Raw genomic sequence first — 14,387 nt, 5'->3', positions numbered from 1 at the left:
CTCCTACGGCGGGCCGTACCTCTACCTTCGGCCGGCGCGGCCGACGGGACGAGGGCTGTTCGTCCCGGACCGGTACGACGCCAGGCCCGTGCCGGACATGCCCTCGGAACCGCCTCCACCCGATCCAGGGGTCCGCGGCGGCGGGCCACTGTCAGGACCTCGCGCCAGGTAGAACCACCGTCTCGCGGCGGGTAGAAAGGACGCTATGCGTCCCCGGGCGGTCACCCGCGAGCAGATCATCGCGGCGGCCGACACGATCGCTCGGCGCGACGGGCTCGACCATCTCACGGTCCGACCCCTGTGCGCGGAGCTCGGCGTTACGGCCCCCGCGATCTACCGACGCTTCCCCACCAAGAATCTCATCGTCGAGCGCGTCGTTGACGACGCGCTCGGCCGCATCGACCTTCCAGGCCCCGAGACCGGCGACTGGGCCGACCGCCTAGGGCGCTGCTTCACCAGCGCGCATGACGTTGCCGCCGCCTACCCGGGGCTCGCGGCACACATGGGTCGGCAGATGGCCGGCAGCCCCTCCGCGGTACGCAACGCGAGCTTCCTGCACGATCTGCTCATCGACGCCGGTATCGGACCGGAGGACGCGAACAGGATCATCTGCACGATGTTCGTCTACCTCTGGGGACACCTGCTGGCAGCCGAGGCCGTGGCCGATCTGCTCGGCTCGACCGGCACCCGGGACCAGTTCCTCTGGGGCCTCGACCACCTGCTCGGTTCCTTCCGTCGGCAGTTCGGCGGACCCGTGCCCGGCACCGGGAACACCCCGGAAGGCTGACCGCCGCGGTCGACCGAGTTGGACCGGTCAGCGAGCCTCTTTTCTCGCCCACACCGCCCGTCGAGCCGTCGATGGGGGCCTACCACGGGATGTTGCCGATCATGGTCCGGGCGCACGGCAAGATCACAATAGCAAGCGCAAACATCTTGCAAGCACACAGCAAGCAGTCCGGAATCCCCGGAGGAAAACCGGGTCGAAATGCCATTACGTGGTATCAAATTTACACATGAATTAGACCGAAATATTCTACCGAGACCGCCACTCTTTCGTTTCTTCGATCAGCTCACGAACAGCGTGGAGTTGCCATTTGACCCCGCCCAGCGTCATTCGTCCGCCTCTATCTGGCGTCCCTCATCCACCGTCGAGAAACCATGATGGATCGGTGATTGACATTCTGTATCGGCTACCGGAGGCTCCAGGCTGACTGCCGTGGGGAACGACGATCATCGCACCTTACGGCAAGACCGCAATCATGATCCATAAGACTCTCGGTAGAGGTGAATCATGGTCGATATTACCAGAATTCGGCGCCTGCTGCCAGCGCTCGTCGCGGCCCTGGCGCTGACGATAGTCTCGGCTCCGGCCGCTAACGCGGCGTCGGGCAACCCGGGTGTCGTGCCCCCGGGGGCACGCGTATTTGGGAAGAGCTATGGTGCCTGGTCGGCGGCATGGTGGCAGTACGCACTGGCGCAGCCAACCACCACGAACCCGCTGATTGACCCAACTGGCGCGTTGTGTAACGTGGGCCAATCTGGCTCGGTATTCTTCCTGGTCGGCGCCTTCGGTGGCGAAAAAGTCGTTCGAAACGATTGCACGGTACCCGCGGGCAAGGCACTCTTCTTTCCGCTCGTCAACGTCTTCGACGCCAACAACCCCGGGGAAAATCGCACGGCCCGGGAGCTGTGGCGCGAGATGGAGGCAGGCTTGTCGTTCGCCAACCTCCACGCCAGCGTCGATGGCATACCAGTAGGAAAGCTGCGAAGGTACCGGGCTTGCGCCGGACCCGTCCACCGGTGCGCGCATCCGTTCAGCATCACGCTCCCCGATGACAACATCTTCAATGCCCCGGCGGGCATCTACACGCCTGCCGTGGCTGACGGCATCTACCTACTCCTCAAGCCACTTGCGCCGGGCCGCCACACGATCACCTTCGGTGGAACCGGACGATCCGACATCACCGGCCCCTTCTCCGCAGATATCACCTACCATCTCACCGTCCGGCCAGGCCATCACCATGTTCACGATCGGTACGCGTCGAGTTCCGACAAGTAGCGGTCCAAACCCTCGAACTTGGTAGTTGCAGCGGGGCTGCCTCGCTCTGAATGATGCGTGACCTGGGCACGAGACCGCCGTGGTCACCTGGCTTTCTGGGTATTCGCGGGATTCGTGATGACCGCCGCCGCGCGTCGAGCACCGGTGGGCTTCCGCATGTTTCCGATGTCAACCTTCGAGATAGCCGACGTGTCGCCCCATAAAGGTGGCCTTCTGTACGGGACGAGGAAGATCTGATCGTCAACATCCCGTCACAGAGGGCCACCGCATGCTGACACCCAGGTGGAACACGATGATCAGACGGCGTGGGCGAACTCGGTGAAGGCAGTTGATAACTGCGGCAATGGGTCGGCATCGGTCCCGAGTTCGTGGTGGCCACGGCAGATGCTCTGGACGGGGGCGTGCCCGGCTCCGACGGTTGGACGGAGCGGAGGCGTTTCAGCCCGCGTCCTCTCACCGATGCCCTCCGGACAACCCGATCCGGCTGTACCAGTCACCGTCGGTCGGCTCCGATCAGCTCGCATTCCGATTTTTTCAGTACTCCAGGCCACCCCCACCAGCTGGCGCTGCCGCGGTTTCCTTTTCCTCTGGCTTTTCGGCAACGACGGCCTCGGTGGTGAGGAACAGCCCGGCGATGGATGCGGCATTCTGCAGGGCGGAGCGGGTGACCTTGGTCGGGTCGATGATCCCGGCCTCGAGCATGTTGACGTGCTCGCCGGTGGCGGCGTCCAGCCCCCACCCCGGTTGCAGGTTGCGGACCTTCTCGACCACGACGCCGCCTTCCAGGCCGGCATTGACCGCGATCTGCCGGAGCGGCTCGGTCAACGCGCGGCGCACCATCTCGGCCCCGGTCCGCTCGTCCTCAGCCACCTCCAGCCCGTCGAAGACAGCCCCCGAGGCCAGCAGCAGAGCCACCCCACCGCCGGGGACGATGCCCTCCTCAACGGCGGCCTTCGCGTTGCGGACCGCGTCCTCGATGCGGTGCTTACGCTCCTTGAGCTCGACCTCGGTGGCCGCGCCGGCTTTGATGACGGCCACGCCACCGGCGAGCCTGGCCAGCCGCTCCTGCAGCTTCTCGCGATCGTAGTCGGAGTCCGACTTCTCGATCTCGCTACGGATCTGGCTGACCCGACCGGCGATCCGGCCCGGGTCGCCGGCGCCCTCGATAATGGTCGTGTCATCCTTGGTAACGACAACCTTGCGGGCCCGGCCAAGCAGGTCGAGGTCGGCGTTCTCCAGCCTGAGACCAACCTCCTCACTGATCACCTGACTGCCCGTCAGAACGGCGATATCGCCGAGCATGGCCTTGCGCCGCTCGCCGAAACCCGGCGCCTTCACGGCCACGGACCGGAACGTACCGCGGATCTTGTTGACGACCAGGGTCGCCAGGGCCTCCCCCTCAACGTTCTCGGCGATGACCAGCAGCGGCCTGCCGGCCTGCATGACCTTCTCCAACAGCGGGAGCAGGTCCTTGACCAGCGAAATCTTGATGTTGGCGACCAGGATGTAGGGGTCCTCCAGGACGCACTCCATCCGCTCCTGATCAGTGATGAAGTACGGCGAGATGTAGCCCTTGTCGAAACGCATACCTTCGGTGAGCTCCAGCTCGAGGCCGAAGGTGTTGCTCTCCTCGACGGTGATGACGCCGTCCCGGCCGACCTTGTCCATCGCCTCGGCGATGATCTGGCCGATCGCGGTGTCCCCGCCGGCCGAGATCGAGGCCGTTGAGGCGATCTGATCCTTGGTTTCCAGCTCCCTGGACAGATTGGCCAGTTCCCCACAGACCCGCTCGACAGCCAGCTCGATGCCACGTTTGAGGGCGATCGGGTTCGCGCCCGCGGCCACGTTCCGCAGGCCCTCATGGACCAGTGCCTCCGCCAGAACGGTCGCCGTCGTGGTGCCGTCGCCGGCCACCTCGTCGGTCTTCTTGGCGACCTCCTTGACCATCTCGGCACCGATCTTCTCATACGGATCTTCGAGCTCGATCTCCCTGGCTATGGAGACGCCGTCATTGGTGATGGCGGGAACGCCCCACTTCTTCTCCAGGACGACGTTGCGCCCCTTCGGACCGAGCGTCACCTTCACGGCGCCGGCCAGCTGGTTCATGCCACGTTCCAGCCCGCGCCGTGCTTCCTCCTCGTAAGCGATGATCTTTGGCATGATAGTTCCCCTGAAGCAGAACGCGACCGGACTCCGCAAACATCGCAGGCCCATCCTCGCGACATGCAACACCTTAATTACAAATCGTCGGTATCGCCTGCTGGCGGGGCAAGCCGACCGGCTAGACAGGCCGGGTCTGCCGGGGTCCCGGTGGAGGGCGCGCTGGCGGGTCCGGGTACCAGGCGCGCTCAGTTGTATACCAGGCGCTCAGTCAGCTTTGGCCCTCGGGGCCGGTGCCTTGGCCCTCGGGGCCGGTGCTGATCTCGATGTGCTTGGGCTGGCTCCGCTTGGCCTTCGCCAGCCGGATGGTGAGTACTCCGTCGGCCAGGGTGGCGTGCACCGATTCCGGATCAATGTCACCCGGCACGGCGATGCGGTGCTCGAACCGGCCCACCGGGCGGCTACGGCGGCGCAGTACTCCCGTGCGTTCCCGCTCCTTGATTTCACCGGTGACGAACAGCTCGTTGTCACGCAGGTCCACGGAGATGTCCTCCCGGCGCACCCCGGGAAGATCGAGATCGATCACGAACGCGTCCTCGGTCTCCTCAATGTCGACCGGCTGCACCATGCCGCCCAGCAACCGCGCCGGACGGCCCTCGACGCCGCCTATGACGTCGCCGAGCAGATTGCCCATGCGGGTCCAGGCGTCCTCGATCTCCCGGAACGGATCCCACCGTGCCAGCGTTCCCAGGCCTTCTCCGCGTCGTACGGGTAGTGTCATGATCCTCACTCCTTCCGGCCAGGCCGGCCGGCTATCACCTTTGCGTCCAATTGACTATGCCTTGCCTCTACCCCTGCCTCGCCGGCCCGAAAACTGCGGGCCGCGGCCGAGAGACACCCGGCTGCAGCCGGCTGTAGGCCAGAAATCGGCTGTAGGGCCAGAAAGCGGCGCTGCCCGGTGCTGCCCGTCCTGCCGGGCTCAGGCCCCCGGTCCCTGTCCTGACCCGGCCCGATCCTGCCCCGGCCCGGCCCCGACCGGTGTGGCTCTGCCAGCTCTCCCGGTGCTCCAGCTCTCCCGGTGCTCCAGCTCTCCCGGTGCTCCAGCTCTCCCGGTGCTCCAGCTCCCCTGGCAATCAGGACCTACTGGCGATCAAGGCCTTTTCGTGATCTCTTCCTTCGCCTGCCGACAAGCGATACTCCGTAGGCAATGCGTTTTGCTGGGCAAATCCTGGACAGGTTCCCTGCTGTGGGGCCGGTTTATCCGCGTGAAGCCTGCTCACGGCGTGGGAACGCCCGATTCGTCATATGTGTGAGGTTCGCTTCTGGAGGAGCATTCGATGGCGAAGGCAGTCGGCATTGATCTGGGGACGACCAATTCGGTGATCGCCGCCTGGGAGGGTGGCGAGCCGAGGGTCATCCCGAACGCGGAGGGTGCGCGGACGACACCGTCGGTGGTGGCGTTCACCGAGAGCGGTGAACGCCTGGTCGGGCAGCTGGCGCGACGGCAGGCGATCCTGAACCCGAAGGGCACGATCTACTCGGCCAAGCGGTTCATCGGCCGCCGCTATGACGAGGTGACCGAGGAGGCCAAAGCGGTCGCCTTCGACGTCGTCCCGGGCCCGGAGGGCGCCGCCCGGTTCAGAATCCGGGACAAGCTCTACGCGCCGGAGGAGATCAGCGCGCTGGTGCTGCGCAAGCTGGCCGACGACGCTGGGCGGAACCTGGGCGAGAAGGTCACCGAAGCGGTCATCACGGTGCCGGCCTACTTCAACGACGCGCAGCGCACCGCGACGAAGGACGCCGGCCGGATCGCCGGCCTGAACGTGCTGCGGATCATCAACGAGCCGACCGCCGCCGCATTGGCGTACGGGCTGGACAAGAAGGGCCACGAGACCGTCCTGGTCTTCGATCTCGGCGGCGGCACGTTCGACGTGAGCATCCTCGACGTCGGCGACGGGGTGGTCGAGGTCCGGGCCACGGCCGGGGACAGCCACCTGGGCGGGGACGACTTCGACCGCCGGCTGGTCGACTACCTCGCCGACGGGTTCCACCGGGAACAGGGCATCGACCTGCGCCGGGACCCCCAGGCACTGCAACGGCTGTTCGAGGCCGCGGAGAAGGCCAAGGTCGAACTGAGCGCGGTCACCCAGACCCAGGTGAACCTGCCGTTCATCACCGCCGACGCCACCGGGCCGCGGCACCTGACCGCCACGGTCATGCGCTCCACCTTCGAACAGATCACCGCCGACCTGGTCGAACGGACCATGGGACCGGTCCGCCAGGCGATGGAGGACTCCAAGATCAGTGCCGACGACCTCGACGAGGTGATCCTCGTCGGCGGCGCCACCCGGATGCCCGCGGTGCAGGCACTGGTCCGGCGGCTGACCGGCGGCAAGGAACCGAACATGAGCGTCAACCCCGACGAGGTCGTCGCCCTGGGCGCGGCGATCCAGGCCGGGGTGCTCAAGGGCGAAGTCTCCGACGTGCTCCTGCTCGACGTCACCCCGCTCTCCCTCGGGGTGGAGACCCGCGGCGGCCTGATGACGAAAATCGTCGAACGCAACACCACGATCCCGGTGCGACGCTCCGAGGTGTTCTCCACCGCGGAGGACAACCAGCCGGCCGTGGACATCGTGGTACTGCAGGGCGAACGCGAACGCGCCGCCGACAACCGGGTACTCGGCCGCTTCCGCCTGGAAAACATCCGCCCGGCGCCCCGCGGCGAACCGCAGGTCGAGGTCACCTTCGACATCGACGCCAACGGCATCCTCAACGTCACCGCCCGCGACAAGGACACCGGAGCCCAGCAGTCGATCACGATCAGTGAGACCTCCAACCTCCCCAAGGAGGAGGTCGAACGGATGATCACCGAGGCGGAGCGTAACCGCACCACCGACCAGGCGCTACGCGCCGCAATCGACGCCCGCAACGAGCTGGACTCGGTCGCCTACCGCGTCGAACGGCTGCTGGCCGAACTCGGTGACGCCGCCCCGCCCCACGAGAAGGCCCGCGCCGACCTGCTGGTCGCCGACGCCCGCCAGGCCATCAAAGAGGAGGCTCCGGTGGACCGGGTCCGCGCCCTGACCTCGGATCTCCAACAGATCTACCACGGCCTGGCCGCCGCCCGAACCGGCCAGGCCGCCCCCACCGAGGGAACCGGCGGCAGCCCGACCGACACCGCCCCGGGCGGCCCACAGCCACCACCTGGCGGCGGCACCCCTGGCGGCGACGACGTGGTAGACGCCGAGTTCGACCGGGGCTGACCCATGCCAACCGAGACCGACCCATGATGGCGAACGACATGCCGCGCGAACAGCGCCCAGACCGGACCGGCCACGGCGCCGACCAGACCACCGACCAGACCGTGGACCGGAGTAGCGGAGAGGCCACCGCCCACGCCGGCCCCGTCGGCGCGGACGATCTCCCGACCGAGACGGTCCTGGACAGTGTGGCGCTCGCCATGCAGGTGGACAAGCTGACCGACCGGTGGCGGCGGGCCGCCGCCGACCTGGACAACCTGCGTAAACGGACCGTCCGGGAGCTGGAGCGGGATCGGGCGGCCGAACGGGCCCACGCGGCGGCCGCCTGGCTGCCGGTCCTCGACCATCTCGACCTCGCGCTCACCCACGCCGACGCCGACCCCACCTCGCTCGTGGCGGGTGTCCGGACGGTCCGGGACCAGGCCGTGGACGTGCTGGCCCGGCTCGGCTACCCGCGCCACGACGAGGTCGGGGTGCCGTTCGATCCGACCCGGCACGAGGCGCTGGCCGCCGTCGAGGAACCGAACGTCCCAGCCGGCACGGTGGTGGCCGTGATCCGCCCCGGCTACGGCGACACCGGACGGCAGCTACGCCCCGCCGGAGTCGCCGTCAGCCGCCCTCCGGGCGAACCGCCCGGCGGCGCCCGGCAACCAGGCGAGATCGGCCCGGACCCGGGCGGCACCGGCGGGCCCGCGGAGTGACCGGCCGTGGCCCAGGACTACTACCAGCTTCTCGGTGTCGGCCGGGGCGCGAGCGCCGAGGAGATCCAGCAGGCCTACCGCCGCCTCGCCCGCCGTTACCACCCCGACGTCAACCGCGGCCCGGAGGCGGAGGAGCGGTTCAAGGAGATCGGTGAGGCGTACCGCGTGCTGTCCGACCCGAAGACGCGGGCGCGCTACGACCGGTTCGGCGCGGACTTCCGGCGCATCCCCGAGGACTACGACGGACGGGTGACCGCCGGGCCGGACTTCGGCCAGGCCGGCCGGGGCTGGAGCCGCACCGGCCGGGTCCGGGCCGAACCGAGCTTCGGCGGCGCCGACTTCGCCGATGGCACCGACTTCGCAGACTTCGCCGACAGGGGTTTCGGACGCGCCGGCCCCGGTGGCGCGGGCCTCGGCGGGAGCATCTTCGGTGACCTGTTCGGTGATCTGTTCGGGGCCCACGGCGCGACCGGGCCGATCCCCGGCGCCGACCAGGAAGCCGAGCTCGAGCTGACCGTCGAGGAGGCCTACCGGGGCGGGCGGCGTCAGATCACCCTCGCCGGCCCCGGCGGGAGCCCACGCAGCTACCAGGTCACCATCCCGCGGGGGGTGGTCGAAGGCCAGCGCGTCCGGCTGGCCGGCCAAGGCGGCCGCGGCAGCAGGCACGGCCAGCCCGGCGACCTCTACCTACACGTGAAGATCGCGCCGCATCCGTATTACCGGCTGTCCGGACGAGACATCAACGTCCCGCTGCCGGTCACCCCCTGGGAGGCCGCCCTGGGCGCCCGGGTCCCGGTCACCACCCCCGGCGGCGAGATCAAGGTGCGCGTCCCGGCAGGATCGTCCAGCGGCCGGCGGCTGCGCCTACGCGGCGCCGGCCTACCCAACCCCACCGGCCCGCCCGGCGACCTGCACGCCGAGGTGCGCGTGGCGGTGCCGCCGGCCCTGACCGCCCGGGAACGCGCGCTGTTCGAGCAGCTGGCCGCCGTCTCGGCCTTCGACCCGAGAACGTGAACTCGCCCGACACCGCGTGCCCCGAGGTACGGGGGTGCCCCGAGGTACGGAGGCCGCCCCGAGGTTATGTCCCGTCATCCCGGGAAGGTACCGTCACGTGGACGCCAAGCCGAACACCATTTGCCCGACCTGCCATGGTCGATGCCGCACGGTGTCTCATGTGGCGGGCTTCCGGGCCGGTCAGGTCCGGACCGTGCTGGTGATCGACCCCTGCCGCTGCTGCCACGACCGCGGTTACCTGGTCGGTTTCACCGCACCGGTGTGACCGGCGGCCAGGCCAACGGCGGCCTGAGCGGCGAGTGCCTCGTCGAGGAGACGATCGGCCGCGGTGTGGGGGTCGAGTCCGCCGGCGACGACCTCGTCGGCGAGCTGGTCGATCGCGGCTCCGGGCCGCAGGTCCCCGATCCGCTCCCGCAGCCGGGCGAAGGCGATCCGCGAGATCTCGTCGACCGCGCGCCGACGCCGTCGGCGCTGCAGCTGCCCCGTGCGCAGCAGCCAGTCCCGATGGGCCTCGATCGATTCGACGAGCTCGGCCACCCCCTGCCCGGTGGCGGCGACCGTCCGCACGACCTGCGGACGCCGGTCGTCCTCCCCGCGGCCGGCACCGCCCATCCGGAGCATGGCGGTGAGCTCGTTGACCGTCCGGTCCGCACCCGGCCGGTCGGCCTTGTTGACCACCAGCACGTCGGCGATCTCCAGAACGCCCGCCTTGGCGGCCTGGACGCCGTCCCCCATCCCTGGGGCGACCAGGACGAGCGTGGTGTCCGCCAGGGCGGCGATGTCCACCTCGGCCTGTCCCACCCCGACGGTCTCGATCAGGACGACGTCGAACCCGACGGCGTCGAGAACCCGCAGGGCCTGGGGCGTGGCGGTCGACAGGCCGCCGAGACTTCCGCGCGTCGCCAGCGAGCGGATGAAGACGCCCGGATCGGTGGCGTGCTCGACCATCCGGATCCGGTCGCCGAGCAGCGCGCCGCCGGTGAACGGGGACGAGGGGTCGACGGCCAGCACGCCGACCCGCCGGCCCGCAGCCCGATAGGCGCCCACCAGCGCGGAGGTGGAGGTGGACTTGCCGACCCCCGGCGCCCCGGTGAGGCCGATCACCTGCGCGCCCCCGGTGCGAGGCATCAGCAGCTGCTCGGTTCGCTGCAGGTACGGTGAACCGTCCTCGACCATGGAGATGAGCCTCGCCACCGCGCGGCGGTTGCCCGCGACGGCGGCGGTGACGAGTTCGGTCACCGACTCGATCGACGAGCCCACCCGGGTACCATCCCCAACCGTCACGGCCACCTCACTAATCGAGCTCACCAATCGAGCTCGGTGATCGAGCTCACCAATCGAGCTCGGTGATCGAGCTCACCAATCGAGCTCGGTGATCGAGCTCACTGATCGAGCTCACTGATCGAGCTTGTTGGCGGCCCGTACGACGTCGAGGATGCCCCGGATGATGGCGGTGAGCTCGTAGTCCTTGGGCGTGAACACCGCGGCCACCCCGAGTCGGGCGAGCTCGTCCGCGTCCGCCGCGGGGATGATGCCGCCCACGATGACGGGGATCTCACCCGCCCCGGCCGCCCCCAGCCCCGTCAGCACCTGGGGCACCAGGTCGAGATGGGAACCGGAGAGCACCGACAGCCCGACGACGTGCACGTCCTCCTCGACGGCCCCGGCCACGATCTGCGCCGGCGTCAGCCGGATCCCCTGGTAGACGACCTCGAAACCGGCGTCACGGGCCCGCAGCGCGATCTGCTCGGCGCCGTTGGAATGCCCGTCGAGACCGGGCTTACCGACCAGCATCTTCACCGGACGGCCCAGCTCGGACCCCGTGCGCGCCACCCGGGCCCGCAGCTCGTCGAGGGCGGCCCCGCCACCACCGGCGACGGTGGCCTCGCCGACCCCCGTCGGTGCCCGGTACTCCCCGAACACCTCCCGCAGCGTGTCCCCCCACTCCCCCGTCGTGACCCCGGCCCGGGCGCAGGCCAGCGTGGCGGGAACCAGGTTCGCGTCCGTCCCGGCCGCCGTCCGCAGGCCGAGCAGCGCCTCCGTCACCGCCCGGTCGTCGCGGGCGGCCCGCCAGGCCGCCAGCTCCGCGCGGGTCGCCTCCTCCAGCGCCGGATCGACCGTCTGGATCGCGGCGGAAAGATCGGCGAGCAGCGGATTCGGCTCGGTCTCGGTGAACCGGTTCACCCCGACGACAACATCCTCACCGCTCTCGATGCGAGCCCGCCGCGCCGCCTGGGACGTCACCAGCTGCGACTTCATATAGCCGCTCTCGACCGCGGCGACGGCGCCCCCCATCTCCTGAACCCGGTCGATCTCCGCCCTGGCCGCGGCCACGAGCTGATCGACCCGCTTCTCCACCACGACCGAACCGGCGAACAGATCGTCATACTCCAGCAGATCGGTCTCATGAGCGAGGATCTGCTGAATGCGCAGCGACCACTGCTGGTCCCACGGCCGGGGCAGGCCCAGCGCCTCGTTCCAGGCCGGCAGCTGCAACGCCCGACACCGCGCGTCCTTCGACAGGGTTACCCCCAGCGCCTCCAGCACAATTCGGATGATGTTGTTCTCCGGCTGGGCCTCGGTCAGCCCCAGCGAGTTGACCTGCACCCCGTACCGGAACCGGCGCTGCGCCGGCTCCCGAACCCCGTACCGGGAGGTCAGCAGCTCATCCCACAACGCCGTGAACGCCCGCATCTTGCACATCTCCTCCACGAAACGCTCTCCGGCGTTGACGAAGAAGGAGATCCGACCACACACCTCACCCATCCACTCCGAATCCGCCCGCTCCAGCTCCCCGCGGTCCGCGCCAGCCCGGACCGCGCCAGCCCGGACCGCGTCAGCCCGGCCCACCGGGATCCCCCGCGCGGCGGCCACGGCATCGAGCACCGCGATCGCCGTGCACATGGAATAGGCCAGTTCCTGAACCGGCGTGGCCCCGGCCTCCTGCAGGTGATAACTGCAGATGTTGATCGGGTTCCAGCGGGGCAACTCGGCCACCGTGTAGGCGATCAGGTCGGTGATCAGGCGCAGCGACGGACCCGGCGGGAAGACATAGGTCCCCCGCGACAGATACTCCTTGATGATGTCGTTCTGGGTCGTCCCGGCCAGCTCCGCCGGATCGGCCCCCTGCTCCTCCGCGACCACCTGGTACAACGCCAGCAGCCACATCGCGGTGGCGTTGATCGTCATCGACGTGTTCATCCGCGCCAGCGGAATCCCGTCGAACAACCGCCGCATGTCACCGAGATGCGCGATCGGCACCCCTACCCTGCCCACCTCGCCACGGGCAAGGGCGTGATCGGGGTCATAGCCCGTCTGCGTGGGCAGATCGAACGCCACCGACAACCCGGTCTGCCCCTTGGCCAGATTGCGCCGATACAGCGCGTTACTCTCGGCCGGGCTCGAATGCCCGGCATAGGTGCGGATGATCCACGGACGGTCCCGCTTCGGCTCCGCCCGGCCCGCGCCCGCCATCTCAGCCTTCCGTCCGGGGTTCCGGCCGGCCAGGCTGCTCGCCGCCGCGTGCCTCGCCGTAGGCCCGCTTGGGCACCATGACCTTGCGGCGGTAGATGCAGACAAGGACGCCGTCCTGGTTGTAACCGCGGGTTTCGACGGTGACGATCCCGCGGTCGTCCTTGCTCTTCGACTCGACCTTGTCCAGGACGGTGGACTCGCCGTAGATCGTGTCACCGTGGAACACCGGCTTCACGTGCCGTAGCGACTCGACTTCCAGGTTGGCGATCGCCTTCCCGGATACGTCGGCCACCGACATTCCCAGCAGCAGGGAGTAAACGTAGTTCCCGACGACGACGTTCCGTTTGAACTGAGTGGTCTCCTCGGCGAAATGAGAGTCCAGGTGCAACGGATGATGGTTCATCGTGAGCAGGCAGAAGAGATGGTCGTCGTACTCGGTGACCGTCTTGCCCGGCCAGTGCTTGTAAACCGCACCTACCTCGAACTCCTCGAAGTAACGCCCGAACTGCATTTGGAACTCCCTCACCTGATCACAGCATACTCAACTCGTCAGAGACGCACCGGCCCCTCAGCCCGGAAGCTGGTACTCCTTCAGCAATGCCCGGCTGATGATGCGCTTCTGTACCTCGGAGGTCCCCTCTCCGATGAGCATGAAGGGGGCCTCCCGGTACAGGCGCTCGATCTCGTACTCCTTGGAGTAGCCGTAGCCGCCGTGGATCCGGAAAGCCTCGGTCGTCACCTCGTGGCAGTACTCGCTGGCAAGGTACTTGGCCATCCCGGCCTCGACGTCGTTGCGCTGCCCGTCGTCCTTCCTGCGGGCGGCGCTGACCATCATCAGATGCCCGGCCTCCACCTTGGTCGCCATCTCGGCGAGCTTGAACGCGATGGCCTGATGCTCCGCGATGGGCCGGCCGAACGTCCGCCGCTGCTGAGCGTAGGCGATACCCAGCTCAAACGCCCGGATCATGATCCCGCAGGCCCGCGCGGCGACGTTGACCCGGCCGACCTCCACGCCGTCCATCATCTGGTAGAAGCCCTGGCCCCGGCCGGCCTCGCCGCCGAGGATCGCCGACGCGGGCACCCGATGGTCGGCCAGCACCATCTCGGTGGTCTCGACCCCCTTGTACCCGAGTTTCTCCAGCTTTCCCGGGATGGTGATCCCGCCGTGTGTCCGGAACCCAGGTTCCTTCTCCAGGAGAAACGTCGTCATGTTCCGGTAGACCGACTGGGCACCCTCGTCGGTCTTGACCAGGGTGGCGACGACGCCGGCGCGGGCGCCGTTCGTCAGCCACATCTTCTGGCCGTTGAGCACGTATTCATCGCCGTCCCGGTCGGCCCGGGTGGTGATCGCGGAAACGTCGGAGCCACAGCCCGGTTCGCTCATCGAGAACGCCCCGCGGAGCTCGCCGGTGGCCATGACCGGGAGCAGCCGCCGTTTCTGCTCCTCCGAGCCGTGCTGGAGGATCAGGTAGGCGACGATGAAGTGGGTGTTGATGACCCCGGAGACACTCATCCAGCCGCGGGCGATCTCCTCCACGACGAGCGCGTAGGTCAGCAGGGACTCGCCGAGCCCGCCGTACTCCTCCGGGATGGTGATGCCGAACAGGCCCATCTCCTTCATCGCCTCGATGATGTCCTCGGGATACTCATCCCGATGCTCGAGGTCGTTCGCATGGGGAAGAATCTCCTTGTCGACGAAGGTCCGTACCGCCGCAAGGATGTCCCGCTGCACTTCGGTCAGACCGTCGGTCTGCGCGATCCTGCCCATGTTCCGCTCCT

At 68.4% G+C, this 14,387-nt stretch carries 11 protein-coding genes and 1 pseudogene; 5 read left to right on the top strand and 7 right to left on the bottom strand.

From position 1 onward, the window contains the following. Positions 1-205: 205 nt before the first annotated feature. On the top strand, positions 206-787 hold the full coding sequence (locus tag FRANCCI3_RS23415) for a TetR/AcrR family transcriptional regulator (protein WP_011436594.1): 582 nt from the start codon (positions 206-208) through the stop codon (positions 785-787). Positions 788-1,291: 504 nt separating this feature from the next. Continuing rightward, the gene (locus FRANCCI3_RS10930) at positions 1,292-2,059 is read left to right on the top strand and encodes a hypothetical protein (protein ID WP_011436593.1); all 768 of its coding nucleotides are present in this window, start codon (positions 1,292-1,294) and stop codon (positions 2,057-2,059) included. A 296-nt stretch (positions 2,060-2,355) separates the two neighbouring features. Here the strand turns inward: FRANCCI3_RS10930 and FRANCCI3_RS29050 are convergent. The 3 genes and pseudogenes from FRANCCI3_RS29050 to FRANCCI3_RS10920 form a co-directional block, all read right to left on the bottom strand. Beyond that, a pseudogene (locus FRANCCI3_RS29050) lies at positions 2,356-2,507 on the bottom strand (IS6 family transposase); the annotation flags it as partial. 86 nt (positions 2,508-2,593) lie between these two features. Further along, positions 2,594-4,219, bottom strand: coding sequence for a chaperonin GroEL (groL, locus tag FRANCCI3_RS10925; protein ID WP_011436592.1), 1,626 nt, complete (start codon positions 4,217-4,219; stop codon positions 2,594-2,596). 211 nt (positions 4,220-4,430) lie between these two features. After that, positions 4,431-4,940 carry an Hsp20/alpha crystallin family protein gene (locus FRANCCI3_RS10920; RefSeq protein ID WP_011436591.1) on the bottom strand — a complete coding sequence of 170 codons (510 nt, stop codon included), beginning with the start codon at positions 4,938-4,940 and terminating at the stop codon, positions 4,431-4,433. A gap of 556 nt (positions 4,941-5,496) precedes the next feature. Between FRANCCI3_RS10920 and dnaK the strand changes: the two genes are divergently transcribed. The 3 genes from dnaK (at position 5,497) to FRANCCI3_RS10905 (ending at position 9,134) form a co-directional block, all read left to right on the top strand. Further along, entirely contained in the window at positions 5,497-7,422 is a 1,926-nt protein-coding gene (dnaK, locus tag FRANCCI3_RS10915; RefSeq protein WP_011436590.1) for a molecular chaperone DnaK, read from the top strand. A 101-nt stretch (positions 7,423-7,523) separates the two neighbouring features. Further along, positions 7,524-8,120 carry a nucleotide exchange factor GrpE gene (locus tag FRANCCI3_RS10910; protein WP_369808174.1) on the top strand — a complete coding sequence of 199 codons (597 nt, stop codon included), beginning with the start codon at positions 7,524-7,526 and terminating at the stop codon, positions 8,118-8,120. Between the two features lie 6 nt (positions 8,121-8,126). Then, positions 8,127-9,134: a DnaJ C-terminal domain-containing protein gene (locus FRANCCI3_RS10905; RefSeq protein WP_011436588.1), complete on the top strand. Its 1,008-nt coding sequence runs from the start codon at positions 8,127-8,129 to the stop codon at positions 9,132-9,134. A 234-nt stretch (positions 9,135-9,368) separates the two neighbouring features. Here the strand turns inward: FRANCCI3_RS10905 and meaB are convergent, their stop codons facing one another. The 4 genes from meaB to FRANCCI3_RS10885 all read right to left on the bottom strand — a co-directional run bounded on the left by meaB (position 9,369) and on the right by FRANCCI3_RS10885 (position 14,376). Further along, positions 9,369-10,418, bottom strand: a complete 1,050-nt coding sequence (meaB, locus tag FRANCCI3_RS10900) for a methylmalonyl Co-A mutase-associated GTPase MeaB (RefSeq protein WP_232235153.1) — start codon at positions 10,416-10,418, stop codon at positions 9,369-9,371. A gap of 111 nt (positions 10,419-10,529) precedes the next feature. After that, a complete protein-coding gene (locus FRANCCI3_RS10895) occupies positions 10,530-12,608 on the bottom strand; it encodes a protein meaA (protein WP_011436586.1) in 2,079 nt (692 codons plus the stop codon). A 1-nt stretch (position 12,609) separates the two neighbouring features. Further along, positions 12,610-13,119: a MaoC family dehydratase gene (locus tag FRANCCI3_RS10890; RefSeq protein ID WP_011436585.1), complete on the bottom strand. Its 510-nt coding sequence runs from the start codon at positions 13,117-13,119 to the stop codon at positions 12,610-12,612. A 57-nt stretch (positions 13,120-13,176) separates the two neighbouring features. Then, positions 13,177-14,376 carry an acyl-CoA dehydrogenase family protein gene (locus tag FRANCCI3_RS10885; protein WP_011436584.1) on the bottom strand — a complete coding sequence of 400 codons (1,200 nt, stop codon included), beginning with the start codon at positions 14,374-14,376 and terminating at the stop codon, positions 13,177-13,179. Between the last annotated feature and the right edge of the window lie 11 nt (positions 14,377-14,387).

Origin of the sequence: Frankia casuarinae (assembly GCF_000013345.1) — a bacterium.
In the GTDB taxonomy this organism is placed as follows: domain Bacteria; phylum Actinomycetota; class Actinomycetes; order Frankiales; family Frankiaceae; genus Frankia; species Frankia casuarinae.
The sequence above is the reverse complement of the archived record's forward strand: the minus strand, read 5'-3'. Positions and strand labels throughout refer to the sequence as shown.